Annotated in this window: 26 protein-coding genes and 1 pseudogene; 20 read left to right on the forward strand and 7 right to left on the reverse strand. The window is 37.6% G+C overall.

The window, feature by feature from the left end:
* Both F3D3_RS12180 and F3D3_RS12185 read left to right on the forward strand, forming a co-directional pair.
* A partial coding sequence (locus tag F3D3_RS12180; RefSeq protein WP_139132080.1) for an ISAs1 family transposase occupies positions 1 to 650 on the forward strand: 650 nt, incomplete at its 5' end.
* A 449-nt stretch (positions 651 to 1,099) separates the two neighbouring features.
* On the forward strand, positions 1,100 to 1,969 hold the full coding sequence (locus tag F3D3_RS12185) for a PBECR4 domain-containing protein (protein ID WP_139132081.1): 870 nt from the start codon (positions 1,100 to 1,102) through the stop codon (positions 1,967 to 1,969).
* Between the two features lie 274 nt (positions 1,970 to 2,243).
* Here F3D3_RS12185 and F3D3_RS24145 read toward each other — a convergent pair whose 3' ends face one another.
* Positions 2,244 to 2,462, reverse strand: coding sequence for a hypothetical protein (locus F3D3_RS24145; protein WP_069874298.1), 219 nt, complete (start codon positions 2,460 to 2,462; stop codon positions 2,244 to 2,246).
* Here F3D3_RS24145 and F3D3_RS12195 point away from each other — a divergent pair.
* The 3 genes and pseudogenes from F3D3_RS12195 (at position 2,461) to F3D3_RS12205 (ending at position 5,659) form a co-directional block, all read left to right on the forward strand.
* Positions 2,461 to 2,799: a hypothetical protein gene (locus F3D3_RS12195; protein WP_069874300.1), complete on the forward strand. Its 339-nt coding sequence runs from the start codon at positions 2,461 to 2,463 to the stop codon at positions 2,797 to 2,799. The genes F3D3_RS24145 and F3D3_RS12195 overlap by 2 nt on opposite strands.
* A gap of 97 nt (positions 2,800 to 2,896) precedes the next feature.
* Positions 2,897 to 3,289 (forward strand): annotated as a pseudogene (rhuM, locus tag F3D3_RS12200) (RhuM family protein); the annotation flags it as partial.
* Positions 3,290 to 3,607: 318 nt separating this feature from the next.
* Complete coding sequence (locus F3D3_RS12205) at positions 3,608 to 5,659, forward strand: methyl-accepting chemotaxis protein (protein WP_069874301.1); 2,052 nt, start codon at positions 3,608 to 3,610, stop codon at positions 5,657 to 5,659.
* A 60-nt stretch (positions 5,660 to 5,719) separates the two neighbouring features.
* Here the strand turns inward: F3D3_RS12205 and F3D3_RS25185 are convergent, their stop codons facing one another.
* Positions 5,720 to 5,854, reverse strand: coding sequence for a winged helix-turn-helix transcriptional regulator (locus F3D3_RS25185; RefSeq protein WP_175438365.1), 135 nt, complete (start codon positions 5,852 to 5,854; stop codon positions 5,720 to 5,722).
* A 91-nt stretch (positions 5,855 to 5,945) separates the two neighbouring features.
* Between F3D3_RS25185 and F3D3_RS12210 the strand changes: the two genes are divergently transcribed.
* The gene (locus tag F3D3_RS12210) at positions 5,946 to 6,575 is read left to right on the forward strand and encodes a flavodoxin family protein (RefSeq protein WP_069874303.1); all 630 of its coding nucleotides are present in this window, start codon (positions 5,946 to 5,948) and stop codon (positions 6,573 to 6,575) included.
* 100 nt (positions 6,576 to 6,675) lie between these two features.
* Here the strand turns inward: F3D3_RS12210 and F3D3_RS12215 are convergent, their stop codons facing one another.
* Positions 6,676 to 7,002, reverse strand: coding sequence for a branched-chain amino acid transporter permease (locus F3D3_RS12215; protein WP_069874304.1), 327 nt, complete (start codon positions 7,000 to 7,002; stop codon positions 6,676 to 6,678).
* Complete coding sequence (locus F3D3_RS12220) at positions 6,999 to 7,694, reverse strand: AzlC family ABC transporter permease (RefSeq protein ID WP_069874306.1); 696 nt, start codon at positions 7,692 to 7,694, stop codon at positions 6,999 to 7,001. The genes F3D3_RS12215 and F3D3_RS12220 overlap by 4 nt, the downstream gene beginning before the upstream one ends.
* A 175-nt stretch (positions 7,695 to 7,869) precedes the next feature.
* On the opposite strand from F3D3_RS12220, the gene F3D3_RS12225 reads away from it, so the two are divergent.
* The 5 genes from F3D3_RS12225 (at position 7,870) to F3D3_RS12245 (ending at position 14,738) form a co-directional block, all read left to right on the forward strand.
* Positions 7,870 to 8,412, forward strand: a complete 543-nt coding sequence (locus F3D3_RS12225) for a helix-turn-helix domain-containing protein (RefSeq protein WP_069874573.1) — start codon at positions 7,870 to 7,872, stop codon at positions 8,410 to 8,412.
* Between the two features lie 108 nt (positions 8,413 to 8,520).
* Positions 8,521 to 10,839: an ATP-binding protein gene (locus F3D3_RS12230; RefSeq protein ID WP_069874307.1), complete on the forward strand. Its 2,319-nt coding sequence runs from the start codon at positions 8,521 to 8,523 to the stop codon at positions 10,837 to 10,839.
* 128 nt (positions 10,840 to 10,967) lie between these two features.
* Positions 10,968 to 11,639 carry a hydrogenase nickel incorporation protein HypB gene (hypB, locus tag F3D3_RS12235; protein ID WP_069874309.1) on the forward strand — a complete coding sequence of 224 codons (672 nt, stop codon included), beginning with the start codon at positions 10,968 to 10,970 and terminating at the stop codon, positions 11,637 to 11,639.
* A gap of 30 nt (positions 11,640 to 11,669) precedes the next feature.
* Positions 11,670 to 14,345 carry an FAD-dependent oxidoreductase gene (locus F3D3_RS12240; RefSeq protein ID WP_069874311.1) on the forward strand — a complete coding sequence of 892 codons (2,676 nt, stop codon included), beginning with the start codon at positions 11,670 to 11,672 and terminating at the stop codon, positions 14,343 to 14,345.
* A 51-nt stretch (positions 14,346 to 14,396) separates the two neighbouring features.
* Positions 14,397 to 14,738: a hydrogenase maturation nickel metallochaperone HypA gene (locus F3D3_RS12245; RefSeq protein WP_069874312.1), complete on the forward strand. Its 342-nt coding sequence runs from the start codon at positions 14,397 to 14,399 to the stop codon at positions 14,736 to 14,738.
* A 379-nt stretch (positions 14,739 to 15,117) separates the two neighbouring features.
* Here the strand turns inward: F3D3_RS12245 and F3D3_RS12250 are convergent, their stop codons facing one another.
* The 3 genes from F3D3_RS12250 to F3D3_RS12260 are packed head-to-tail and all read right to left on the reverse strand — an operon-like array spanning position 15,118 to position 16,480.
* Positions 15,118 to 15,669, reverse strand: coding sequence for a permease (locus F3D3_RS12250; protein ID WP_069874316.1), 552 nt, complete (start codon positions 15,667 to 15,669; stop codon positions 15,118 to 15,120).
* Complete coding sequence (locus tag F3D3_RS12255; protein ID WP_069874317.1) at positions 15,666 to 16,145, reverse strand: hypothetical protein; 480 nt, start codon at positions 16,143 to 16,145, stop codon at positions 15,666 to 15,668. Before F3D3_RS12255 ends, F3D3_RS12250 begins: the two co-directional genes overlap by 4 nt.
* Positions 16,142 to 16,480 (reverse strand): PadR family transcriptional regulator, encoded by a 339-nt coding sequence (locus F3D3_RS12260; RefSeq protein WP_069874318.1) that lies wholly within the window; start codon positions 16,478 to 16,480, stop codon positions 16,142 to 16,144. The genes F3D3_RS12255 and F3D3_RS12260 overlap by 4 nt, the downstream gene beginning before the upstream one ends.
* A gap of 235 nt (positions 16,481 to 16,715) precedes the next feature.
* Between F3D3_RS12260 and F3D3_RS12265 the strand changes: the two genes are divergently transcribed.
* From F3D3_RS12265 to F3D3_RS12305, 9 genes are all read left to right on the forward strand, one after another.
* Positions 16,716 to 17,630 carry a hypothetical protein gene (locus F3D3_RS12265; protein ID WP_069874319.1) on the forward strand — a complete coding sequence of 305 codons (915 nt, stop codon included), beginning with the start codon at positions 16,716 to 16,718 and terminating at the stop codon, positions 17,628 to 17,630.
* A 161-nt stretch (positions 17,631 to 17,791) separates the two neighbouring features.
* Positions 17,792 to 18,604, forward strand: coding sequence for a MurR/RpiR family transcriptional regulator (locus F3D3_RS12270; RefSeq protein WP_069874321.1), 813 nt, complete (start codon positions 17,792 to 17,794; stop codon positions 18,602 to 18,604).
* Positions 18,605 to 18,741: 137 nt separating this feature from the next.
* Positions 18,742 to 20,586, forward strand: a complete 1,845-nt coding sequence (locus F3D3_RS12275) for a beta-glucoside-specific PTS transporter subunit IIABC (RefSeq protein WP_242877131.1) — start codon at positions 18,742 to 18,744, stop codon at positions 20,584 to 20,586.
* Positions 20,587 to 20,588: 2 nt separating this feature from the next.
* Positions 20,589 to 22,010 carry a glycoside hydrolase family 1 protein gene (locus F3D3_RS12280; protein WP_069874323.1) on the forward strand — a complete coding sequence of 474 codons (1,422 nt, stop codon included), beginning with the start codon at positions 20,589 to 20,591 and terminating at the stop codon, positions 22,008 to 22,010.
* 187 nt (positions 22,011 to 22,197) lie between these two features.
* Entirely contained in the window at positions 22,198 to 22,536 is a 339-nt protein-coding gene (locus tag F3D3_RS12285; RefSeq protein ID WP_069874324.1) for a hypothetical protein, read from the forward strand.
* On the forward strand, positions 22,536 to 23,564 hold the full coding sequence (locus F3D3_RS12290) for a V-type ATPase subunit (protein ID WP_069874326.1): 1,029 nt from the start codon (positions 22,536 to 22,538) through the stop codon (positions 23,562 to 23,564). Before F3D3_RS12285 ends, F3D3_RS12290 begins: the two co-directional genes overlap by 1 nt.
* Positions 23,565 to 23,566: 2 nt before the next feature.
* Positions 23,567 to 25,528 carry a V-type ATP synthase subunit I gene (locus F3D3_RS12295; RefSeq protein ID WP_069874328.1) on the forward strand — a complete coding sequence of 654 codons (1,962 nt, stop codon included), beginning with the start codon at positions 23,567 to 23,569 and terminating at the stop codon, positions 25,526 to 25,528.
* 12 nt (positions 25,529 to 25,540) lie between these two features.
* Positions 25,541 to 25,996: an ATP synthase subunit C gene (locus F3D3_RS12300; protein WP_069874330.1), complete on the forward strand. Its 456-nt coding sequence runs from the start codon at positions 25,541 to 25,543 to the stop codon at positions 25,994 to 25,996.
* Positions 25,996 to 26,301: a V-type ATP synthase subunit F gene (locus F3D3_RS12305; RefSeq protein WP_069874331.1), complete on the forward strand. Its 306-nt coding sequence runs from the start codon at positions 25,996 to 25,998 to the stop codon at positions 26,299 to 26,301. Before F3D3_RS12300 ends, F3D3_RS12305 begins: the two co-directional genes overlap by 1 nt.
* Positions 26,302 to 26,333 lie beyond the last annotated feature (32 nt).

The raw sequence follows: 26,333 nt of genomic DNA on the forward strand, positions 1-26,333 counted from the left end.
TTATAAAGGATAGCATAATCACAATAGACGCTATGGGTACACAAAAAAAGATAGTCGAAAAAATAATAGGAAAAGAAGCAGATTATGTACTCTCATTAAAAGGGAATCAAGGTAATTTTAATGAAGAAGTAAAAAGTTATTTTGAAGATGCAATTGAATCCAATTTTAGAGATTACCCAGTAAGTAGAAAAACAACTCTAGAAAAAGGTCATGGAAGAATTGAAAAAAGAGAGTATTATCAGACAAACGATATAGAATGGTATGTAGAAAAAGACAAATGGAAAAACTTATCAAGCATAGGTATGGTAAGGCGCACAGTGACCACAAAAGGAAAAGAAAGCGTAGAAGTGAGCTATTTCATATCCAGTTTAAAAACACCAGAAGAAGGACCATGTGAAGTGTTTGCAAAGGCCGTGAGATCACATTGGGGTGTAGAAAGTTGTCATTGGATACTTGATGTTGTTTTTAGAGAAGATCATAGCCGAGTAAGAATGAATAACGGTGCTGCAAATCAATCCATGTTGAAGAAGATAGCCATGAATATTTTAAAACAAGAGACCATCACGAAAAAGAAGACCAGTTTAAAGTTGAAGCGTTATAAAGCATCAATAGATGAGTCTTTTCTAACGAAAGTAGTATCTGAGCTGTAGAAAAAAGGCTGAGTTATACCATTCGTAGGGTAAGTCGGCTGTAGTGATACAAACGGTTTATTAGTTGTGCCCTCAAAACTGTAAAAAGGATTGAGCTCTGCATTAAAACATAAGTCATGCCACATAATCCAATAGCGCAATGCTATTTTTTTAAGACTTTGAATAAAAGCCTTGATTATGGTAGATTTTCATGCGATAGCCGTGGAGGGAATGGACTAAACGCTTTACAAATCATAGAAAAAGGGATATAATTTAATCAGATAATAGATCTCGTGAGTTGAACACGTACCCACTTCAACCGACCGTTTGCCTTTTGGCATGAAATGATATATCATCCCGCTAGTGATTGTATATCATGAGGACCTGCAGTGAATATGAAGTTAAGGATTCACAACTAGCTCAAATGGTAATTTATGCACCTACTTTTTTAAGAGTAGGTGCATTTTTATATGGGGTATATGATGGCCAAATTTGATGAAGTGATTTCAGAATACAATAGACTAATAAAGTCAAGATGCGAGTTTCTATTAGATGATGGTACATTAATCAATCTTGTGTTTGAAGAGAAAAATTTGCCACACTTATTAGGTTTTCAGTATCTTAGTGACGCACATACAGTTTTTAGAGTGTTCAACGATAAGAACGATCGGAGTGTTATTGCTGAAAACATTATGTCGAAAATAATAACTGAAAATGTATCATATGAGCAGCTGACTGCGCTGAATAAGGTTGATGGGGATGTCAGAAGAAGGATCGAAGAATTTTCATATACAAATATTATCGGACTTCTTCGAGGGATTACAACTTTTAAATTTATATATGAGCCTAAGCGTCAAATAAGTAATAAAGCAAGATTCGTATTCATTGAGCATAGAGATGAATTATTTATACATCTTTATATAGGATATGATAAACTTCAAAAAAATTATTTTCCACTTTCGTTTCAGCCTTCAAAGAGGAAAGAAGTGAGTCTCGAGAGAAAGCCTCATTACATTATTAAAACCACTATTTATCACGACAAGGAAAACGGAGTTGAGATAGAGGTATTGGATCATGTGGTCATGCGACCTGTAATTAGAGATTTATCTGAAGGTGTAAAAAAATACAAATCAATAAATGATCTATTGTATAAAAAAATTTCTGATGGACAAGAGACATCAAAATTTCTTAATGAAGTTAATGAGTGCTTTAGATTTATTGAACGAAAATATAATGAATTAAGCACGTTGATTAATTTAGATGAATTTTTGATGCGGAGAAGCAATGCTAAAATGAAAAGTTTTTTTGATGATTACCGAGATAAATTTTGTAAACATTAAGATGTGGATTATTGACTCCATTTTGACTCCATTTAAAATAAGAGTCAAAAAAACTAGTGCAAATAGCGATAAATTTGGTATGAAAAACAAGATAAAATCAATAAAAAACCCCGATGAACAAAGTAACCTAGTCGAATGGGAGTGATATAGTAAAACCCTAAAAGCCCTACAAATACAAGGTTTGTAGGGCTTATTTTTTGTTAAGTGTACCAGAAGTGTACCACTACTTTTCGGTACTACTCATATAAATCATTCAACCTAGATTCTCGGCCTTTCATGACGAGGCCGGAATCGATACATTTAGCGCTTCGTAAATCACCTCTTGCTTTGTAAGAATTTCTTCAACTCTTAACGAACGACCAGGTGACTCAAAGCATTCAATCACATCAAGTTTATCTAGTAGTTGCTTATAAATATCTGGAAAACAGGTGCGTAAATCCGCGGTAAGTCCTAATTCTTCAGAAAAAGCTTCAACCCTTCTGATTCTCGTCATGAGTTTCGAGAATCTAGCTTGCATAGAAGACATCGAGTACCATCGAGACTGTAAATTAAAACGAAGTGAAATTTCGCTCATTCAAAATATTAACAGCCTAGAGGAAGAAGTTGTCAGGTGGCGTTATGCATTAATCCAATATTTACCCACCAAAGAAGCCGATGAACTTCGTTCAGATATCTTCTCAAATCTAACTGGTGGTATTGATTGTGATGAAGCATACCAATTTTATGTCGAAAAAATGTGCGGTGGTCACAATCCAATGGATGATGAGGAACATTTTAATAAAACGCTTCGACTACGGGATGGCAGAGATGACACGACAATAACTCTATAGAACAAATAATACTAACAACTGCATGCTGTTCGGAAAGCCTGTACTGGATTTCCGGAAGGCGTGCACTGTTTTACCGAAAAGCATGCACTATTTAAACAGTATATTCAATCATTTGAAAAATATATTCAAAGAAGGTGAACTCAATGAAGCAGTGGTTATTTCCAAAATGGAAAGAACCACTATGCACGGTGCAATGCCCGAAAAAACACAAACGAAAGAAACTAATTATTATAATCCTGATGCCATTATCTCAGTGGGTTACCGTGTAAATTCGAGAAGAGCTACAAATTTTCGAATTTGGGCGACAGGCATTTTAAAAGAATATATGACCAAAGGCTTTGCCATGGATGACGAACGTCTAAAGCAAAGCAAAACAGTATTTGGAAAAGACTATTTCAAAGAATTATTAGAACGCGTCAGATCAATTCGTGCCAGCGAGCGTCGAATGTGGCAGCAGATTACAGATATTTTCGCTGAATGCAGTACCGACCAAAAAAATGATTGTATTTGAGCTCGGAATTGAATAAAAACAATTGATTTGGGTATAAAAATAGTATTGTTATAACCCTTGAGGAGATGTCCCCCACTTCTCAAAGTGGGGGTTCATATTCCTAATTCAGTGGGAGTCCAAACGCCCACTGAATGCAATCCGATAGGATTGTGCAAGTGTTACGAAGGTAGCGAAGCGGACTGAGTATACGCTTTGATTTAAACATGTATTAATGCTCGTAGGGCGTATTAATATATATTAAAATTATAAAAGAACAAAGGGGTAAAGCAAAAAAAGCAGAAGGAGGTTTAAACGCTCATGTTTAAAAAAATCAAGAAGATTAAAAGCAAAATTTTATGGGGAACGCTTCCAATTGTAGTGATGGCATTTTTAGTGATGGCGATTATTGTTTCATTAAATGCGAACCGTGTGATCTCCAGTGAAGTCATGAAAAAAGTAGAGACTCAAGCCGAGCTCGCCAATAAGAAGATCGTATCACATCTTACGGCAAACCAAAAATTGCCAATTGGGCTATCTAAAACGGTTGAAGCGATGGGCATTAAGCAGGAGAATAAAAGCGCCTACATTGAGTTGGTTAAAAAAATGCCTTTAACAAATGTGGATACACTTGGAACAGGTATTTTTATGGCACAAAAGTACGATGGCAACTATTTTGCACCTTATGCTTACAAAAATAGTGGCGAGATTACCTACACCGAAGATTACTTCGTGGATAATACAAACGAAGGGTGGTACGTTGTAGCGGACACTGAACAGGCTGTCGCTTGGACAGATCCCTATTTTGATCCTATCTCTGGCATCACAATGGTTACAGCTGCATCACCGATCAGGGATCATAGCAAAAAACTTATAGGGGTAGCTACTGCAGATATGGAGATTACAAGTATTCAAGAATTTGTTGCGGAAACTCAAGTGGGCAATGAAGGCTATGCCATTTTGATTACAAGTGCAGGGGCATATCTCAGTAAGGGCACAGAATCCATAGTGGCGAATGAAGAGGGCATTTTTCCGAGTGTTTTAGAAGATCAAAATGAATCATTGGCATCACTTGGAAAAGAAGCTGTCAGTAAGGGCAATGGATCCGGTACATTTACAGATGAAAAAGGTAAGAATTTTGTCTATTACTCCAAAATAGAGGAAACGGGCTGGATTGTTTTGCTCTCCATTCCAGAAAGAGAAATCATTGCACCGATAATGTCCCTCGTATTAAAAATCGCTATAGTAACTGTAATCGCAATCATTGCATTAATTTTGTTTTTGGTTTTTATCGCTAAAAACATCACAAAACCTTTGAATCCACTCAAAGAAGAAATTTTATCGATTTCAAAAGGTGATTTTACAAGGGCTATAAATATAAATTCTAATGACGAAATTGGTGAGATTTCTAAAGCTGTAAACCATATGGTCATTGAACTTAGAGCCACTATGAACGATATTTTATCGACATCTTCAACGGTTGCATCAACTGCAGAAGAACTGGAAGCCTCTGCGACTCAAAACGGACAAGCTGTTGAACAAGTTGCCACAGCTGCCACTGAAATATCGGGATCTAATTTTGAAATCGCAAAGGTCACTCAAGAGCTTGATGGCGCCATTGGCATAGTGCGTGAACTCGCTCAAAATATTTTAAGTCAAATGAATACGGTAACCTCTTCTTTATCACAGGTGAACAAGGAATCCAATGAGAGTCAAAAATCCGTTGAACAACTGATCGCAGTGATGAATGAAATCTTTAAAGAGGTGAGCAGTTTATCGGTTGTAATGGATAACTTATCTGATAAATCCAATCAAATTGATTCGATTGTAGAGACGATTCAAGGCATTTCCACACAGACGAATCTACTGGCATTAAATGCCTCTATTGAAGCGGCCAGAGCAGGAGAAGCTGGAAGAGGTTTTGCAGTTGTAGCGGATGAGATTCGTAAATTGGCAGAGCAATCCTCAACATCTGCAGATCATATTGCAGGCATCATATCAGAGGTAAGTCTTGTGACAAAATCAGCAAATGAATCCTCAACAGCCGTTGTAGCATCTATAGGAAATGGCAAAGATGTTTTAGCATCCGTCGGGGAAGCCTTTTCAAGAATTGTATTGAGTATCTCAGAAATTGATGGTCTCGTACATGATGCGGATAGCTTGGCTAAAAAAATCAGTTTTAATTCAGACAATGCCAACAATTCTGCGTCTAGATTGACTAAAATAACAGATTTATCAGCAGAAGAAGCGGCTTCTATAGCGGCGGCTACAGAGGAACAGCTTGCATCTGTGGAGGAATCCACGGCTGCAACAACTGGACTTGCACAACTTGCGGAAGAACTGCAAACTAAGATCAGAGCATTTAAGTTGTAAAACAAAACCCTTAGAAAATTTTTAAAATGAAATTTTCTAAGGGTTTTTAAGCGTATCCTTTTATTTTTCGCTTGGCTTGGCGTCAGAACAGGGAACGTGTTTTGTATAGTACACTTCTCCCCATGTGCACATACAACTGATAATGGGCATAAGTGTTTTGCCGGCTTCTGTTAATTTTTGGATACTATGATACAAATAAGTGCGTACTTGCTTTAGTGGAATTCAATGTATACAATAATAGCATAAGTCACTAACAGACACAAGAAAGATGAGGAGCATAAAATTTATGAAGGTAATCGCAATTAACGGAAGCCCTAAAAAAGAAGGTAATACTTATCACGCTATCCAATTAGTAGCAGAGGAGCTCAAAAATGAAAATATTGAGGTGGAGATTATCCACGTGGGCAATCAAGTGATTAGAGGATGCTTGGCATGTAATGCTTGTATGAAAAACAAAGATGGAAAATGTATTATTGATAATGATCCTGTAAATGAAGTGATTCAAAAAATGAAAGAAGCGGATGGCATTCTTTTAGGTTCACCCGTTCATTATGCCGCAGTTAGTGGTACAATGAAATCGTTTTTAGACAGAGCCTTTTATGCGGGCTCAGGTCTCTTTAGACATAAAGTGGGCGCTGCAGTGGTGGCCGTAAGGCGTTCTGGGGGTGTTCCAACATTTAATCAACTGAATAATTTTATCAACTATGCTGAAATGGCAATGCCTTCTTCTAATTATTGGAACGTGATCCATGGGGGTGCACCCGGTGAAGTGTTGCAGGATGAAGAGGGCAAACAAATTATGAGAGTTCTTGGAAAGAACATGGCTTGGCTCATGAAAACCATTGAGAATGGAAAACAAGCCATTCCTGCACCTGAAAGAGAGCCTAAGACTTATATGAGTTTCATTAGAAAATAGACATCGTAAGTTGTTATTTTAAGAATCCCCCTACACATAGACTCTTCAAAAAGTAAAAAGGGCTATGTGTAGGGGGATTTTTGAATGTGATTGTGTTTTTTTAGAATACGAACTGGATCATCAACATATAGCTGGCAGTACCGACACCTATACTGAGTAAGTTGTTGCGCTTCCAAAGGTGTAATCCCGCTACTATAAATACTGCGATAAATTCTGGGACAAACGTACTAACCGCTGCAAATTGGACGTTTTTTAAGCAGTAGACCACTAAAATTGCAATGACAGATGAGGGTAAAACTTTCCCAAGGTATCTGACAACCGCTGGAGGTTGCTGATGTCTACCAAAGAGTGCAAAGGGAAATACCCTTGTCAAAAATGTAAAGAGGGCTATAGTGCTAATGATACCAATATCTCGGATTAAATTCATGACGATGCCTCCTCTTTGGATTGTATTGGTTTTCTAAAAAGAAGGATTAAACCAATGGTAAAAATGAGTGAAGGTAAGATGAAACTGCTAGCACCAAAGAATATGAGCGCAATAACACCACAGAAAATGCCAATGAGTGCTGGTATATGAACAGTGGCAGATCGCCATTGCTCTATAAAAATCACCACAAAAAGAGCCGTCATGGCAAAGTCAATACCCGTGGTATTAAAGAAAATCATCTCACCAAGGAGTCCGCCCAGCACTGAGCCAACGACCCAATAAGACTGGTTGAGGCTGGCGATGGCAAAAAAAACTTTATCTTCTTGTAAATCTGATGGAATTTGTGTACCGCATAAAAGAGAATAAGTTTCGTCTGTTAAAGAGAAAATCATATAGGGATATGCTTTGCCCATATGCTTGAATTTTTCGATAAAGGATAGGCCATAGAATATATGTCTGCTGTTGATGGAAAGTGTCATCAAAATAATGGATAGAAAGCTCGTGGAAGTCCCTAAAAAACTGATGAGTACAAATTGCATAGAGCCAGCGAATACAAAAGTGCTGATAAAAAAGGACCAGATAAAGTTGTAGCCAGCTCTTTGCAATAAAAGGCCAAATGCGATGCCTAAAAAAAGATACCCAAATAAAACGGGAATGGTTTTTATAAAAGCAAAGCGTAATGTTTTGTTCATGGATGAATCCTCCTAAAAAATACGATTGTATTCAAAGTAGTCTTGTTAATGGATCACTTTACTTTTTACATTTCGAACGATATAATGATATAAAATGAACGATAAAAAAACGACGTGATATAATAATACAATTTGTACATTATATTGTCAATAGGAGGGCTGAAAATTGATTCCAATGAATTTAACGATTGCAGGAAATATTAAAAAACGGAGAGAAGCATTAAAACTGAGCATGGAGGAACTTGCAAGATTAAGTGGTGTGAGCAAAAGCATGTTGGCACAGATAGAAAGAGGTGAAGGTAATCCAACGATTACAACGCTTTGGAAGATTGCAAATGGTATGAAAGTGCCTTTTGACGCGCTCACAGTGAGACCCAAATGCGATTTTGAGATTATAAAGACATCCGAGTTAGAACCAATCCTTGAGGATAATGGTCATGTGAGGAATTATTCGATTTTTCCAGATGATGAAAATCGAAAATTTGCGATCTACTATGTAGAAATTGACCGAGGTGCATATTGGAATTCAGAAGCACATCTTAGAGGCTCCTCTGAATTTGTCACGGTACATAGAGGGCAGTTAACCATACGCTCATTAGAGGATGAATATACAGTGCGTCAAGGGGAGAGTATCCGGTTTAGGTCTGATGTGCCACATTCTTATCATAATTCGGGTGAATCAGAAGTGCTGGTTCACATGGTGCTGTATCAGTATTGAAATAGATGAAGGCACTTTGCATCAATCTGTTTAAGGCATTTAAAATAGTGGTAGAAATAGGTTATTAAGAATTGGGATACTATTTTTGAGTCTATTTAGAGGTCTAACATGGAAGAAAAAAAATCAATACGCCAAATTATCTATCACGAGTATGTAAAATTCGCACTGCTTCCTATTGTAATTGTGGCATTTATTCTCATGCTTATGTACTTTGTTATCATTTACTATGTTGAAGGCCTCCTTAAGGAGACGCTTTTAGAAGAAGCCAAATTCAACATAACAGAAGTTACCTCAAGGGAAGTTAAAAATATCAACTTGATGATTGAGCAGATTATGGCATATGCCGAGATTATACAAAATGAGAATGAAAGATTGTTTACAACGCCAGAGGCTTTTGGACTGACAAATGGCATGCCCCTATTCGATGTAGCGGAAAATGGTGTCACTTATAAAACGATAGACAATGGCGGTGCGTCTGTTTGGTACTCTAATTTAACCCCTATGAATGATGTAACACTTAATAAGGCGATTAAAACAGAGGCGATGGATCCGATTTTCAAAAATATATTGGAGGCAGATGATAAGATTGTAGGGATTTACTTCAATTCATATGATTCGATGAATCGATACTACCCCTTTTTAGAGGCTGTTTACAATGTGTTTGAGCCCAATATGGATATTCCTAACTTCAATTTCTATTATTTAGCAGATGAGCATCATAACAAATCACGTAAACCTGTTTGGACGGATGTCTATCTTGATCCTGCTGGGCAAGGGTGGATGGCATCCTGTATCGTACCTATTTATAATCATGAGCATTTTTTAGAAGGTGTTACAGGAATTGATATCACCATTGAGAGTATAGTAAACAATATTTTAGACTTGAAATTACCATGGGGCGCTTCGGCCTTTTTAGTAGCGCCAAATGGGGTTATTTTAGCGATGCCAGAAACAGTAGAGGATATCTTTGAAATTAAAGAACTCAGAAATCAAGTCTATAGTGAAACCATTAAACAGGATACTCTAAAACCAGAAATTTTCAACTTATTCAAAAATAAAGACCCTCAGATTGCATTTCAAATTGAGACTTTTTTTAATTCAGGAAGTGAAATTGGTGATTTTGAAGTGAGTGGCAAGTCCTATTTCTTAACCAAATCTATTATCTCAGAAACGGGATGGTCACTTCTTGTTTTAGTGGATAAGAGTATTATTCAAGAGCCTGTAGTGGCAATTGATAAAGTTGGCAAGCAATTAGGTGTGACGGCCTTTATAATTATGTTTTTATTTTACATGGTATTTTTATCTTATCTGCTTTTTAAGACAAAGAGGGTGGCGAATAACATTTCAGGTCCAATTATTCACGTAGCAGATAAGACAAGCGAGATGATCTATAATTTGCAAAGTGTCAACTTTGAGAGTGAAGACACAGAGATCAAGGAAATTTATTTGCTCAATGAAAATTTCAATACCATGGCAAAGGCATTATCGGATGCCTATAATGAGCTTGAAAATAAAGTAAAACAGCGCACGATGGAGCTCACTAAAATGTATGATAACCTTCAAGAGGTCAATGAAGAGCTGAAAAGTGCAAATCTTCAGTTGATCCATCAAGAAAAAATGGCTTCTATAGGACAACTCGCTGCTGGTGTTGCGCATGAAATCAATAATCCAATGGGATTTATCATAAGTAACATTGCCCTATTGCAAGAGTATATTGCCAAACTCATTAAATACATGAAATCAATGGAAATAGCCTTTGATCGGTTCGAGAATACGGCAATCACTCAAGAAATCATATCGGTGATAAAAGCAGATATGAGTGCACTTAAAAAAAAGCTAGAGATCGAGTATATTCAAAACGATGTTGACGATTTGCTCGTGGAGACGCTTGAAGGCACAAACCGCGTTAAAACCATTGTCCATGAGTTGAGAGTTTTTTCCAGAAGTGAAGCAGAAAAAACGTTGGCAGATATGAATATTGCTCTTGATAATGTGATCAATATGATCTGGAGTGAACTGAAGTACAAAGTAGAAATTATCAAGGACTATGGTGAAATTTCGCTTACTTATTGTCATGTGGATCAACTCAAGCAAGTTTTCATCAATATACTGCTGAATGCAGCACATGCGATTCAAGAAAATGGCACAATTACTTTAAAAACTTATGAGCAAGAGCAAAAAATTATAATCGTGATATCGGATACCGGAAAAGGCATCCCAGACCTTATCATCTCAAAAATATTTGATCCTTTTTTCACAACAAAAGAAACGGGTGAAGGCACTGGACTTGGATTGAGTATTTCTTATGAAATTATAAAATCGCATGAAGGTTCTATATCTGTAGTCAGCAAAGAAGGTGAAGGTACCACTTTTACATTGTCTTTTCCTATTGTAACGGTTGAAAATCAAAAGAATCCGAAATCGTAAAAACCGCGAATTTAAATCTTCGCGGTTTTTTTTTTAGACATATGAGTGTCATTGTCTATTGAATAATAGTTGTTAAAAAAAGTACAATGTATACTATAGGTATATACTAAAGACGGAGGTAGATCTGAATGGAAAAGTATAAAGTACTTGAAATCAAAGAGAGCGTTTTTGAAGACAATAATCATCAGGCCAATTTACTTAGAACACATCTAAAGAAAGATAAGACCTTTCTGCTCAATTTGATGTCTTCACCGGGATCAGGTAAAACAACTACTGTTCTCAGAACAATTGAAGCGCTTCATGCAGAAATGAAAATTGGCGTTTTAGAAGCGGATATAGATTCAGATGTAGATGCAAACACAGTATTCAAAACAGGGACTAAAGTCATTCAGCTACACACAGGTGGCATGTGTCATTTAGATGCGGATATGACAAAGCAAGGCCTTGAAGGCCTAGGCACAGATGATGTGGATTTTGTTATTCTCGAAAATGTGGGCAATCTGGTTTGTCCAGCAGAATTTGACACAGGAGCTTCTAAAAATGCCATGATCTTAAGCGTTCCAGAAGGTGATGATAAGCCTTTAAAATACCCTTTGATGTTCACCATTGCAGATGTGCTTTTGGTCAATAAAATGGATACGATAGGCATTTTCGATTTTGATCTTGAAGCGGTTAAAGCACGTGCTCAGAAGCTCAATCCCAATATCAAAGTGATTCCGATTGTGGCGAAAACTGGTGAAGGTATGGCAGAGTGGACAGAGTGGCTCAGAAATGAAGTAAACTCTTGGAATGAAAAATAGAATTTCAAATGAAAGCAAGGGGGCATTTGTATGGCGAAGAAAAAGGTACTACAGCTTGCCAATAAGATCGCAGCGGGAATAACAGGTGGCGTCATAAAGGTAAGGGAAACGGACCCAGAGTATAAAATTTTAGAGGCTGTGACAACCGATGAAATGGCAGAAATTGCACTACATCTCGAAATCAGAAAACCAAAGCATATCAAAGAAATCGCAAAACTTTGTGGGAAGCCAGAAAAGGAAGTAGAAGCTGTTTTAGTTAAAATGGCTATAGATGGCTCCGTTAAATCCGAAGTAGAAGAGGGTGAAACCTTATATTTTCTCGAACTCTTTGTACCAGGCGTCATGGAGTACATGGTTGCCAACAGAGAAAATGTTCAAAAACACCCTGTTATCGGAGAAAGTTTCGAAGCGTACACCCGAAAAATGGGTAAGTTAATGGCGGGAAACCTGCCTGTTGGCCTTGGTGTCATGAGGGTAATACCAATCGAAAGTGCTATTGAAGGCGATACCAGAAGAGCATCCTATGAAGAAATTTCTTATTTGCTCAATAAGCATGATCTGTTTTCTGTTGCAGACTGTTCTTGTCGAACTTCCATGCGTATTATAGGCGAAGGCTGTGGTCATACAGTAGAAGAAATGTGCATACAGCTTGGGCCAGCAGCCGATTATTACATCAGAACAGGTAAAGGGCGCGAAATTACAAGAGAAGAAGCCATTGCCATTTGTCAAAATGCAGAAAAAGAAGGGCTTGTACACCAAATTCCAAATCTTTCTGGTCCTGGAAAAGCACTTGCGATCTGTAACTGCTGTGGTTGTTCTTGTTTTGGACTTAGAAATACGACTTTCTATAACAATCCTGATTTTTCAAGATCAAACTATGTGGTTAAAGTAGACCAAGATAAATGTGTGGCTTGTGGCGCTTGTGTGGAAAATTGCCAAGCCAATGCGCTTGTTTTAGGACAGAATCTATGTACCAATACACCATTACCACCAAAACCCGTAAAAGATATCCCCTATGATACAAAATGGGGTGAAGATAAATGGAACTATGATTATAGAAATCGAAAAATCGTAGAGGATACTGGAACGAGCCCTTGTAAAGCAGAATGTCCAGCTCATATTGCAGTTCAAGGTTATATCAAAATGGCTTCTCAAGGCCGTTATAAAGACGCACTTGAATTGATTAAAAAAGAAAATCCATTCCCAGCGGTTTGTGGTCGTATTTGTCCTAGGAACTGTGAATCTGCATGTACACGATCTGATTTAGATGAGCCACTGGCAGTAGATGAAATCAAAAAGTTTATTGCGGATCAAGATTTAAATGAAGCACATCGTTTTATTCCTGAGCAAAGAGCCATGAGACCTGAAAAAATAGCTGTAATCGGTGCAGGACCAGCGGGACTATCCTGCGCATATTTCTTAGCATTAGACGGTTACCAAGTCACTGTCTTTGAAAAACAAACGAAACTTGGTGGCATGCTCACTTTAGGGATTCCGTCTTTTAGACTTGGCAAAGAAGTTGTCAATGCTGAAATAGAGGTTTTAAGAGAAATGGGTGTCCAGTTTAAAACAGGTATGGAGATCGGAAAAGACATCACGATTCCGAAGTTAAGAGAAAAAGGGTTTAACGCTTTCTATCTTGCAATCGGGGCACAAAGCGGTAGATATCTCGGCCTTGAAGGCGAACATGCTAAAGGGGTCATTACAGGCGTTGAGTTTTTAAGAAATGTAAGTTTAGATGAGGCTTCAAAATTATCGGGACCAGCCATTGTCATCGGTGGGGGTAATGTTGCCATAGACGTGGCGAGAACGGCCACAAGAATGGGCGCTGCTCAAGTGGATTTATTCTGTTTGGAAAGCAGATCAGAAATGCCTGCACTTGAAGAAGAAATAGAAGAAGCTTTGTCAGAGGACATCGTGATTAACAATTCATGGGGGCCAAAACGCATCATTCATGAAAATGGTGTGGTAAAAGGCGTGGAATTCCAAAGATGTTTAAGTGTTAAAGACAGTGATGGCAAATTCAATCCCAAGTTTGACGAAAGTGAAACCCAAATGGTGATGGCAAATCACGTGTTGATTTCGGTTGGACAAGGTATGGATTGGGGGAACTTAATGGCGGATACTCAAATGCAATTAAATCCAAATAAGACGCTTAAAGTAGAACCTTTGACTTATCAAACCGGTGAAGCCGATATATTTGCAGGTGGGGATGCGGTTACTGGACCTAAATTTGCAATAGATGCCATCGCTTTAGGTAAACAAGGGGCAGTTTCGATCCATAGATATGTCCATGGTGACAACATTACAATTGGTAGAGAAAAAGAGTATCGAGCACTAGACAAAGCGAACTTGGATATGAAGGGTTATGATCTTTTGCCAAGACAAAAAACAATCCATGTTGAAGGTCAAAAATCTAAAGAGACTTTTGTAGACCTCAGAACAACCTTTACTGAGGCACAAGTTCAAAAGGAAACAGAGAGATGTTTAGGTTGTGGTGCAGTTGTAGCGGATGAATATCAATGTGTAGGTTGTGGCGTCTGTACTACTAAATGTAAGTTTGAAGCGATTACACTTGAAAGAAGATATGATAGCCCAGGTGTTGAATTTAGCGAGATGAAGTCCACTGTAATCAAACATGCAGTAAAACGACAAGGCCGAATTGCCGTTAAAAATGTCAAAAATATGTTTTCTGGTAAAAATTAAAATCTCGAGCATTCGAAATGACTCGAAGTTAAATATAAGGAGTGTTATCACTTGCATGAGATCGGTGTTGTCATAGAGGTTATTAAAAAGGTTGAACAGTTTGCAAAGCAAAATCAGGTGACTAAAATTGATACTTTAGTTTTACAAATCGGTGAATTGTCATCTATGATTCCAAGATATGTGGAAGCGTGTTATCCGGCAGCCATTGAGGGCACAATCTTAGAAGAAACTAAGTTGAGAATTGAAATCATGCCGGCAAACGCACTTTGTAAAAATTGCAAAAAGGTCTTTAATATCGTCGAGCACAATAAAATTTGCCCAAATTGTAATGGCGAAGACTTCGATTTGCTCAGCGGAAGGGAATTTATGATTAAAGAGATCATTGCTTGTTAAAGAATAGGAACCAGTGCCTACTATGCAATAGCGCCCTTTATTGGCGTTCTGATCTCTTGGATAGTGCTTCACGAGGGCATCACAGAGCGGTTTGTGTTTGCCCTAGTCCTGATGATAATAGGGACTTATTTTGCAGTCTCTGAAGATCACAGACATGTACATGTACACTCGAGAGAGACACATGAACATAGACATCAACACGATGATGACCATCATAGCCATCATCATGAGGAGGCTATATTAGGAGCGCATTCACATATTCATACCCATGAGGAGAAGGCGCATAAACATCCTCATTTACCAGATTTACACCATAGACATTCTCATTAAAAAAAGCACGGACAAATGAAATTTTAAATTTATTTGTCCGTGCCCTTTTTTATTCAGAAAGTGCCGAAGCTGACTGATAGACTGCTTCTTTGGATTCAGCAGTTAGCATCTTTTCAATGAGCAATGCCCCGATTAAAAATACCGTTAAATTCGTGGTGATGTGTAAAACGGTAAACAGTCCCCCAAAGGAGGTGTATTCAAACATGACCATAGGCAGCTTAGCAGTGGACCAAACCCCGAGAAAAAACATGACGTAAGATAGGCGAGCGCGTTTTTTTAGAAGAATTGCTGCCACAGGGAAGGCTGCATAAAGTGGTCCCGCAGCGAAAGAGCCTAAAAGGAAAGCTATGACAAGACCTTTTATCCCCGAATTTTCGCCCATGTATTTGATCATGATTTCTTTTGGCACCCAGACATCTAAGAGGCCGATTAAGAGCAGAATAGGGGGGAGCACCCCGAACATCGTCAAAAAGTTGGAGAGCGTCAGTTGATTTGCATTTGTGCCAAGTGAGGGCAATGTCATATTGATCACCGTGAGGATTAGTATTGTTAAAATGGCCCATTTGTATTTTTTTGTAAAAATTATAATATTTGAATTCATAAGAGTGCCCTCCAGATGACAAACACAAAGGCAGAAGATGCCACAAGTGCTGTGAGATTTCTAATAAGTGCAGTTTTCTTTCCAAAATACTTAATTTCCAGTCCAAGTGACATAAAACCAACCGCCATTAAGCTAGAGATAAAAGCTGCAATCTGTGGATAACCAGCCCCATGCGCTAATAAATTGGCGCCTAATGGAAATGCTACAAAACTCGGCATAAACGCCACAGAACCAATCCCTAATCCTATGAGGACACCTAAAAAACCCGATTTTTCTCCGAGTATTGAACTCACGGTTTCAGGACTTAAAAGGGATAAAACAATGCCGATGCCAATCATCATTGGGATGATGGAAGGTAAAAGTTTTTTAAAAGAATTAAAACCAATTTTAAAGGCTTTTTTTGTTTTTTGAGGACTTTTAATAAATGAAATAATCATTAAGAAAGTCACAACTGAATAGATTATTATACTTGTCATTGACGTCCCCCCACTTCATGGTAAGTCTTTAAAAAATACTCCATATTTTTAATGCGCATTTGAATATCTTCACAGAATTGATCTAAAGCTTTAAAACCTTCATCGGTAATGGTATAGAAGCGTTTTGCAACACCACTTTCTATGTCTTCTGTATAAGAGGTTACAAATCCACTGGATTCTAAACTGCTCAGTGCACGGTAGACAGCAGCGCTATCCAGCTTACAAATCGGAAGGTTTTCTTTGAGTTGATGTAATATCTGTAGGCCGTAGTTTGGACCTTTAGAGAGTTCTAGAAGGACAAAAGCGGGCGCGTGTCTACCTGGTTTTCCTTTCATAATATAAAGCCTCCTTTTTATATATGTAGTTGACATATATGCTAACTACATAATACAAATATAAAATGGGTTTGTCAAATCTTTTTTTATAGATCATAGGATAGAGGGGGGCGTGCAAAACTAGATTTTGACACTTTAAATGTTTCTGTTTAAATAAATAAGGGTATCAAATAAAACTCGAATTTGATAAAATAGAAGCAGTTGAGCACTATTTACAGCAGAAGAGGAGATCGATATGTCAGAAAGCAAAAGTAAGCGATTTATGGCGCTTTGGAAAAACAACTTAGGTCTAAAAATAATGATGAGTTGCCTTATTATTGGATTAGTAGTCGTTATGACTTTGCTCTTATTTCTCATGAAAGAGATCAAAGCCATGAATTCAGAAATCGGATACATAAAAGGGAGTGTAACGAGTATCAGTGGCAATTTCAATGCTCAGTCCCAGAGTTTTTTAAATGAATTATCCGATACTTTAGATTCAGAAGCGAGCTTAATCGCATCTTATGAGGTAACAGCAGAGACTTACAAAACGGAGAACAATCAATTGCCACTTAGGATTAGTCTCATTCCAAAGGCAGATTATGAGGATTTAGCAATTGAAATTAAAGTGATTGGGTTAAAGACATACACTCAAATGGCTGCTCTAAATAAAGGCATTTATGTCGCTAAAATACCAATTGATATCATTGAGCAAGATTTAAAGTTTATAGTGAAGTTTACACATTCTGAATATATAAACAATGAAGAACTGGATGTCTACGGTGATATCCTCCAGACTTTTTTAATGCGGACGGATGCAGAGGCAAATCTCACCTTTACCAAGCGGGATTCGGATTTAGAGATATCGGGTGAAGTGATTTCGATCTATGACCCAAAATATACGCATGACCGTAATTATGTAGCCAGTCTGCAATGTTACCCTGTGAGTGGACAAGTTGTGATTAAAGTGAATGGTCAAGAGGTCATTAATAACGCTATTTTACTAGACACTGATCTTCAAAATGGCGAATATTCAAATTGTAGCGTTTATACCCAGACTAACGAGGTTATAAAAAACTATAAAGCGGGTGACCAAATTGAAATTGTCAGTGTTCTTGTGGATAATTATGGCAATGAATACACGCATGTGACCCATAAATACCCAGAGTAAGGTGTTGTAGTTGACACATGAATTGAAAAAGGACCAAAGTAAATCTTATGCGATTTGCTTTGGTCCTTTTTTTCAACATTGAAAGTCTTGCGAAACACTTATATAATGTTGATAATTAAGAAAATTACATTTATGTGATGTTGATTTTAGGGAGGTATGAAATGGGGTTACTGCTTCAACGCTTATTAATTGTGCTCAATGACGAGGACTACAATTCAACGCCGTATTATATTGCAATGACAATGCTGAACAATTTCTATTTGATCAATGAGTTGACCATTAGTGAGTTGGCTAAACTGTGTAACGTTTCCAAATCGACCATTTCCAAATTTATCAGAGAAATTGGCTTTGAGGATTACACAGATTTTCGCGTGGCAGCGCCCTTTATAGAAAATCGCTATAAAAATGAGCTGAATTACAATACCAATGTGATGGGCTACATGAATGAGCATGGCTTGGAGGGCTATTTTGAGGCAATCATTGGCGATATTAAAGACTACAGGCATGACATGGATATGGATAAGATCGATGAACTGGCTAAAGATTTGGTGAAATATAAAATTGTAGCTTCTTTTGGTCTTATGTATTCGGAGTCAGCGGCTATAGATTTTCAGACAAAACTGGCTTATAATAAAAAATTTATCATTACCAAATTAAGTGATGTTAAACAAGATGAATTCATCGAAAATGCAGGTGAAGATACACTGATCATCATTTTTACGAATTCGGGAAATTACATTAAAAAATATCAAATTACAGAAGGCAATTTAGAAAAGAGCGTTTTCGATCGGACAAAGGCAAAAGTTGTGGTGATCACATCCAATAAGGCGATGGCGCAAGATCCACGTGTTGACCTGTGCATTTTATTCAAGCATACTGCTAAAATGCAAACACATCCCATTATGTTCCAGATTGTGAGTGATTTAATTGTGCATAGATATAGACTGTACTCTAAAGACAATGAATGCCTCTAACCCCCATCCTTAAAGCATATCATTATTTTTGGTATTTTCAGAATAGTTTCCAAAAAACGAAATATCAAGCGCTTCAAAAGCACCGTGATAAAATGAACTCAAGTCAAAAAAATCGTTTTGGGAGGAGTTGGGTCATTGTGAAAAAGAATTATGAGGCGTTATCAAAACAGATTATTGAAAACGTGGGTGGGATCAATAATATTATAAGTTTGTATCACTGTGTGACGCGATTGAGATTTAAATTGAAAGAGGATTCAAAAGCAAATAAGGCAGCGCTTGAAAAGATTGAAGGGGTACTTTCAGTGGTTGAAGGGAATGGTCAGTATCAGGTGGTTATTGGAAATGCTGTTTCAGATGTCTACGAAACCATCATGGGCATGTATCCAATCAAAGGAGAACAAGAATCAACAGGAGCTGCACTAGAAGCACCTACAGGCAATGTGCTGACGCGATTGTTTAATACGATGTCCTCGATTTTTAATCCAATTATCATTGCACTTGCTGGTGCAGGTATGATTAAGGCTTTATTAGTGGTCTTTACAACTTATGGGTTACTAGACAACACAACCAGTACTTTTAAGATATTATCAGCAGCAGGCAACAGTGTTTTTTATTTTTTACCTTTATTTTTAGCCATCAGTGCAGCAAAAGCTTTCGGTGTGAATCCGTATATTTCACTGGCGATTGTGGCGGCACTCATTGAACCTAATTTCATGGGATTGATTGAAAATACAGGTGACGTGGTGAGCTTTTTAGGGATACCCGTTGTGTTGATGAAGTATACGGGGACTGTTATTCCTGCGATCTTATCGATCTATGTCTATTCGAAATTAGAGAGACAACTTAAGAAATTTATACCTAAGAGTATTGAGTTGTTTGCACTTTCTTTGGTGTCTTTGCTTATTATGGTGCCGCTAACCGTTCTTGTGATCGGTCCGATTGGTGTAACACTTGGTAATGGACTGGGTGATTTGATTAATTTTGTAAGTCAAAAGAGTGGTCTTTTGGCAGGATTGATTATCGGTGCAGGTTGGACTTACCTCGTGATCATGGGCATTCATTGGGGCGTTGTTCCGATTATGGTTAACAACTTGGCAAACTATGGCTATGATGTGATAAGACCTATGATTGCTGCAGCTACGTTTGCCAGTGCAGGCGTAGCATTAGGCGTATTCCTCAGAAGTAAGCGAAAAGAAAATAAAGCATTTGCATTGTCTTCTATGTTACCTGCACTTTTAGGTGGCATCACTGAACCCATTGTTTATGGTCTATCCATAAAGTATAGAAAACCACTGATTGCGCAGACGATTGCAGGTGGTATTGCTGGGGCCTTCATGGCGGCGATGAAAACAAAGGCGATTGTGTATGTCTTTCCTGCGTTAACCACGCTGCCTGCTTTTTTCGGTGACACGTTTGGTTATTATTGCATCGGTATTTTTATGGCATTTTCGATTTCAGCAGCACTGACTTATATTCTTGGATTTGATGAAGAGGGTGAAGCTGTAGAAACTGAAGATTTGATGTTGAGTATGAGTGCCTGTATCAACGGCGAAATGATACCTTTGGAACAAGTTAATGATCCTGTCTTTTCATCTAAAGGGATGGGCGATGGCGTGGCTTTCATTCCAAGTGAAGGCATTCTGTATGCACCTGCTGATGCTGTGGTAGAAATGATATTTCCCACTTTACATGCGATCGGTTTAAAAACTTCAGGCGGTGCGGAGTTACTGATGCATATCGGCATAAACACTGTAGATCTTAAAGGTGAAGGCTTTACAACGACTTTAAAACAAGGCGATTCTGTTAAAAGAGGACAGGTTTTAATTGAATTTGACTTGAAAAATATAATTGAAAAGGGCTATGACCCAACGACAGTACTCTGTGTGACCAACATGGATCAAGTCAATAAAATAGAACCTATAATCCAAAAAAATATCACAAAGAATGACACCGTGCTAAACGTAGTCATGGAAGGAGCATAAGCATGAACGCGTTTCAACCTGATTTTTTATGGGGTGGTGCGATTGCCGCAAATCAGGCCGAGGGTGCTTTTAAAGAAGATGGAAAAGGACTGAGTATCGCGGATATTTTACCCGTGGGCAAGCATCGGTTTGACAACCTAAATCTAGAGATTCAGGAGGACGTCTACTACCCGAGTCATGAGGCTATTGATTTTTATCATACGTATAGAGCAGACATTAAGTTATTGGCTGGAATGGGCCTTAAATGTTTTAGAACTTCCATTGCATGGAGCCGTATATTTCCAAATGGAGATGATGCAGTTCCCAATGAAGCGGGTCTAAAATTCTATGATGATTTGTTTGATACCTTGCGATTTTATGACATGGAACCGATCATAACCATTTCACATTTCGAGACGCCCCTCAATCTCGTTAAAGCCTATGGCGGTTGGAAAAATAGAAAGTTGATTGATTTCTATGAAAAGTATTGTGAAGTTATTTTCAAGCGCTATCAAGGTAAAGTGAAATACTGGATGACCTTCAACGAGATCAACCATGCCCATACCTTGCCCTTTCTTGCAGCGGCTATTGTCGTTAAAGAAGATGAGCATAAACTTACAGATGTCTATCAGGCAAGTCATAACATGCTCGTGGCAAGTGCAAAGGCGGTTATTTTAAGTCGCACGATAAATCCCGATTTTAAAATAGGCTGTATGCTATCGTTAAGTCCGATCTATCCTGCGAGTACGAAACCCAATGATGTTTTTTCATCTTATGAACTCAGAAGGCGCTCGCTTTTTTACAGTGATGTTCAGTTGAGAGGTCAATACCCTTCTTACTTTGATAGAATTCGCAAAGAAAATGAGATTGAGCTCGAAATTGGCGATGAAGATATGGCGCTTTTGAAAAGAGGGACTTGCGATTATTTAGGGTTTAGCTATTATCGAAGTTCATTACACGAGGACGGCATGCGAATTCTAGGCAATACAGGGGGCCTTATGGGCAAGAAGAATCCCTATCTAAAAGAGACAAAATGGGGATGGCCAATTGATCCCATTGGTCTGAGATATGTTTGTAATGAACTCTACGATCGCTATCAAAAACCCCTTTTTATAGTTGAAAATGGACTAGGTGCAAGAGATGAACTCGATCCTGAGGGTGGGATCATAGATCCAGAGCGTATGCAGTACTTAAAAGATCATGTGATCATGATGAACGAAGCCATCCGTGATGGTGTTGAAATATGGGGTTACACATGGTGGGGACCGATTGATATTGTCTCTGCGGGAACCGGTGAAATGGAAAAAAGATATGGTTTTGTCTATGTGGACAAACAGAATGATGGGCGTGGTGATCGGAAAAGGCTCATCAAAGAGAGTTATTATTATTACAAGCAAATTATCGAATCCAATGGCCAAAAACTTGATTTTGCAGAATTTGTTTGAAAATTCAGATTATTTCAAGTGTATAGTGATATAATGTATAAAGAGGATTTATTCAAAATTGGACTTATATTTTGAATAAATCCTTTTTATATTATAGGGGGTTAGAGTAATCGTGGATCGATGTGATTTAAACTGAGAAATGGGTATTTATAAGGATGTAAGTAATTATAGTTAGGCAGGTGATCTCATGGATGACAAATCAATAGAAAAAGTTTTAAAGCATATTTTAGAGATTGATGATAAAACTGAATCCGAAGTTCAGCGCATTAAATTAGAAATATTAGAGAGAGAGAAACAACTTAAAAACATTAAAAGAGATATTGAAGAAAATTCTAATAAGTTAAAGACTCAGCAAAGTAAAAAACTGCAGGATCTCATTATGGATGAAGCAAACCGTGAGAAAATAAAGATAGAAATGGCATGTTCTGAAGAACTTGAAAAAATGGACGCTTTATTTGAAGCAAAAAAAGAGTTGATGGTCAAAAAAGCGATCCAAAGGCTTTCTTTGGAAAAAGGGGGCGCATAATGTATAAAGTGAGAACACATGCGGCTTCAAATGCTAAATCTAAGGCCATATTAGGGCGTTTGCTAAAAGAGGCAGATTATCTCGAGTTATTGAAGCTTGAAAAGGTTGAGGAAGTCATTGAATATCTTAAGAGATATACGCATTACTCAGAGGTATTTTCTGATATCGGCATGAGCATAGGGGATCATGAAGTTGTCATCAAAAAATATTTTTTTAATACTTATGAAAAACTTTATCACTTTTATATGGATGCGTACCGCAATTTTTTTAAAGCGATGTTTTGCCGATATGAAGTGGAAAATTTAAAGTTGTTTATTAGGGTTTTATCCAGAAATGAACCCTTAAGTGATCTTAGAGCATCTCTTATTTATTCTGAACTCTATTCAAATTTAAATTATGATCAACTTGAAAAGGCTGTTAATATGCAAGACCTTTTGGATATGATTGGGCATACGATTTATTATGAACCCTTGGTTGTTTTTTTAGAAGAAGATTCTGAACATATGATATTTCATATGGAAATGGTTTTAGATCGGTGCTATTTTAGTCAATTAAGAAGTTCTATTGAAGCCTTAAAAAGTGAAGATCGAGAGCTTATGCTAGAACTTTTGGGGATCAATGTCGATATTTTGAACGTTCAATGGATTTATAGAGGCCGACAATTTTTTGACATTTCATCAGAAGAATTGTTTAACTTCACTTTAGAAGGTGGTCGCAGATATGATTATAAGATATTGAAAGAGCTTTGCTATATGGGTTTTGATGCTTTCAGAAGTTATATATTGGGCGGTGATTACAGTGATATTTTCCAAGATCGTGAGTATATGATGGAACGTGCCATGGAGAGACATTTGTTTTATCGATTAGATGAATATATCAAATCAACGAAGCTCTCAATTGCACTACCTGTGGTCTTACTCTTCAAATTTGAATACGAAATGAGAGATTTATTTACCCTCATGGAAGGCAAAAAATATCAGTTTGAAAACCTCAAAGACCTATTGATCAGAGAACTGGGGAGGGCATGATAGTGGCTATAAAAAAACTTGCCATGGCTAATATTGTCTGTCATAGAGAAGGCCTTGATGAGCTGCTTCGAGACATGATTTTACTCGAGAAGTCCGAGTTCATTGATACATTTCTTGAAATTAATGAAGGCGAATTTAGCATAGGGATATCAGAAGAACACGCAGATGAGATCTTAGATATGGAGGATATCGTATCTCTTAAAGAAAACAAAGAGATTAAACAGTATATTCAAAAGCTTGAGGTAACCTTAAAGGGCATGCAGTATACACCTAAACTTCATAAAAACCATATGAAGGGGTCGCATCACTTTGAAGTGATCAAAGCAGAAATTGATGATCTCAGTTGCAAATTTGAAAACTTAACTGAGGAAGTGAGTCATATAACAGCGCGGCTAAAATCCTTGGATGAGATTCAGTATATTGAACGCTTAAAAAACATTGATGTCGATATTGGAAGACTTATCAAAATGAATTATTTCACCATGAAATTTGGTTATTTAACACGTGAGAAAGCACGAAAAATTTCACAGAATCAGGAGAATATTAAGGCGATTGTCCTTCATATAGGCACTCATGATGAAAAAGAATTTTATATTATACTCTCACCCAAAAGTTTGGATATTGAAATTGGCCGAATTTTAAGAAGTACAAATTTTATGGAAATTGTGATTGACGAATCTTATTGGGGCACGCCTAAAGAAATGTTGGAAAAGATTGACCTTGATACGCAAAGGTATAAGGAAAGGCTTAAAGAAATTCAAGAGACGACAAAGAAAGACATTGAGGCGCACAGTGAAAGTATGGATCGACTTTATTCAAAGCTCATCATGGAGCGTAAAATTGATCAAGTGCGTGTTAAAGTGGGGGTGACCCAAAGTTTTGCCTACATCTCTGCATGGATTCCAGAAAGTAAGCTGGATCATTATAATAAAGCATTTACGCAACATCAAGATACTTTAGTGGCCTATAAAAAGGCGGATGAAGTGTCTGTGACGATACCTGTTCCAACAAGAATAGAGAATAACTCTTTTTTTAGGCCATTTGAGATGCTCGTGAACATGTACGGCGTGCCCTCTCATGATGAAATCGATCCCACTGTTTTTTTCGGCATTGCATACATGTTCCTTTTTGGAGCAATGTTTGGAGATTTTGGACAGGGGTTCCTCATTACACTTGCGGGGTGGTTTTTACAGAAAAAAGTGAACCCACAGTTTTGTGGCATATTGATGCGCATTGGTATGGGGTCTATGATCTTTGGCATTTTTTATGATTCCTTTTTTGGCTATGAACACGTGATTTCGACGTTAATCCCACTTAATATTTATTTAAGACCCATGGACAATATCAATCTGATTCTTTTTTTAGCTATTTTAGCAGGTCTTGTACTGGTTTATATCAGTTACGGGTATAGTGTGGTCAATAAGTACAGAGCAGGTGACCTAGAAGAAGGCGCTTTTGGGAGAAATGGTATAAATGGGATCGTCCTATTATCATCTGTGCTTTTGCTTGTCTATAAGCAAGTTGCAAATGTGGCATGGATACCGATTTTTCCAATCAGTTTGGTCATTCTACTCTGTGTGGTTCTTTTGGTGATCAAACACCCTTTAGCTTCATGGATTCAGAAGAAGGAACACTTATATGAAGAGCCCCCTGGTGAATATTATATTGAAAGTGGTTTTAATCTCTTTGAAACTTTTTTAAGTCTACTCAGTAATAGCGCTTCGTTTATCAGAGTTGGCGCATTTGCACTTAATCATGTGGGGTTATTTATTGCTTTTCATACACTTGCAGATATGACTGGGACTCTTGGAGGCAATGTGATCATGTTCATCATAGGTAACGTGATTATCATCGGACTGGAAGGCTTAGTCGTCTTTATTCAAGGGCTTAGATTGTTTTATTATGAGCTGTTCAGTAAATACTATACGGGCGAAGGTGTGTTATTTGCACCAGATAAAATATAGGAGGATTATTTTATGTTATTTGTAATGATATTGGTGTTGATTATTATAGCAACTATAGGACTTGGTTTTTATTACTATTTTCAACCTTCAATTGAAACGGCAAATCAAAAATTAAAAGTAGCGCTTAGTATAAATGTTATAGCCTATGGCTCTGCGTTGATTTGTGGCACGGTCTTTGTGTTTTCAGGTGCATCCTATGCAGGGGTTCAAGCCACTGCAGCAACGACGACTCAAATTACCGCCGCAACTAATAATTCAGCTGGACTCGGTTATATTGCAGCTGCCATTTCCACAGGACTTGCCACAATAGGGGCGGGATATGCAGTTGGTAGCGTGGGTTCGTCAGCACTTGGTGCCGTTTCAGAAAATCCTAAGATTTTGGGAAAGACACTCATCTTTGTAGGGCTTGCTGAGGGGATTGCCATTTATGGATTGATCATTTCAATCTTGATTTTAGGGAGACTCTAATGAAATCGTATTGTCTTTGTGAAAAAATTGAAACTTTAACCGCCATGAGACTCGGGGGTGTAGAGGGTGAACTCGTGCATTCTAGTGAAGAGGTCATAGAGACTATTGAAGCGCTTTTAGCGGATCGATCCATAGGTCTTATTATGATTTCAGAGCATATTTACAACCAACATAAAGATTATATTATGGATAAAAAATTATTTAGAATGGATACTCTGATCATTCAAATTCCTGAACCAGAAGGTTTAAAAGACAAAGCTTATATTATGAATTATATCAAGCATTCCATCGGTATTAAACTGTAAAGAGGGTGATATTATCATTACAATAGAAACGA

Origin of the sequence: Fusibacter sp. 3D3, from assembly GCF_001748365.1 — a bacterium.
In the GTDB taxonomy this organism is placed as follows: domain Bacteria; phylum Bacillota; class Clostridia; order Peptostreptococcales; family Acidaminobacteraceae; genus Fusibacter_A.

Coding starts and splice junctions, on each gene's coding strand:
- F3D3_RS12270 (WP_069874321.1), top strand. CDS start 17,792: ATGGGGTTACTGCTTCAACGCTTATTAATTGTGCTCAATGACGAGGAC.
- F3D3_RS12290 (WP_069874326.1), top strand. CDS start 22,536: ATGTATAAAGTGAGAACACATGCGGCTTCAAATGCTAAATCTAAGGCC.
- F3D3_RS12195 (WP_069874300.1), top strand. CDS start 2,461: ATGAGTTTCGAGAATCTAGCTTGCATAGAAGACATCGAGTACCATCGA.
- F3D3_RS12305 (WP_069874331.1), top strand. CDS start 25,996: ATGAAATCGTATTGTCTTTGTGAAAAAATTGAAACTTTAACCGCCATG.
- F3D3_RS12285 (WP_069874324.1), top strand. CDS start 22,198: ATGGATGACAAATCAATAGAAAAAGTTTTAAAGCATATTTTAGAGATT.
- F3D3_RS24145 (WP_069874298.1), bottom strand. CDS start 2,462: ATGACGAGAATCAGAAGGGTTGAAGCTTTTTCTGAAGAATTAGGACTT.
- F3D3_RS12260 (WP_069874318.1), bottom strand. CDS start 16,480: ATGAAAGGAAAACCAGGTAGACACGCGCCCGCTTTTGTCCTTCTAGAA.
- F3D3_RS12300 (WP_069874330.1), top strand. CDS start 25,541: ATGTTATTTGTAATGATATTGGTGTTGATTATTATAGCAACTATAGGA.
- F3D3_RS12225 (WP_069874573.1), top strand. CDS start 7,870: ATGAATTTAACGATTGCAGGAAATATTAAAAAACGGAGAGAAGCATTA.
- F3D3_RS12215 (WP_069874304.1), bottom strand. CDS start 7,002: ATGAATTTAATCCGAGATATTGGTATCATTAGCACTATAGCCCTCTTT.
- F3D3_RS12280 (WP_069874323.1), top strand. CDS start 20,589: ATGAACGCGTTTCAACCTGATTTTTTATGGGGTGGTGCGATTGCCGCA.
- F3D3_RS12255 (WP_069874317.1), bottom strand. CDS start 16,145: ATGACAAGTATAATAATCTATTCAGTTGTGACTTTCTTAATGATTATT.
- F3D3_RS12220 (WP_069874306.1), bottom strand. CDS start 7,694: ATGAACAAAACATTACGCTTTGCTTTTATAAAAACCATTCCCGTTTTA.
- F3D3_RS12240 (WP_069874311.1), top strand. CDS start 11,670: ATGGCGAAGAAAAAGGTACTACAGCTTGCCAATAAGATCGCAGCGGGA.
- F3D3_RS12250 (WP_069874316.1), bottom strand. CDS start 15,669: ATGAATTCAAATATTATAATTTTTACAAAAAAATACAAATGGGCCATT.
- F3D3_RS12265 (WP_069874319.1), top strand. CDS start 16,716: ATGTCAGAAAGCAAAAGTAAGCGATTTATGGCGCTTTGGAAAAACAAC.
- hypB (WP_069874309.1), top strand. CDS start 10,968: ATGGAAAAGTATAAAGTACTTGAAATCAAAGAGAGCGTTTTTGAAGAC.
- F3D3_RS12230 (WP_069874307.1), top strand. CDS start 8,521: ATGGAAGAAAAAAAATCAATACGCCAAATTATCTATCACGAGTATGTA.
- F3D3_RS12205 (WP_069874301.1), top strand. CDS start 3,608: ATGTTTAAAAAAATCAAGAAGATTAAAAGCAAAATTTTATGGGGAACG.
- F3D3_RS12185 (WP_139132081.1), top strand. CDS start 1,100: ATGGGGTATATGATGGCCAAATTTGATGAAGTGATTTCAGAATACAAT.
- F3D3_RS12210 (WP_069874303.1), top strand. CDS start 5,946: ATGAAGGTAATCGCAATTAACGGAAGCCCTAAAAAAGAAGGTAATACT.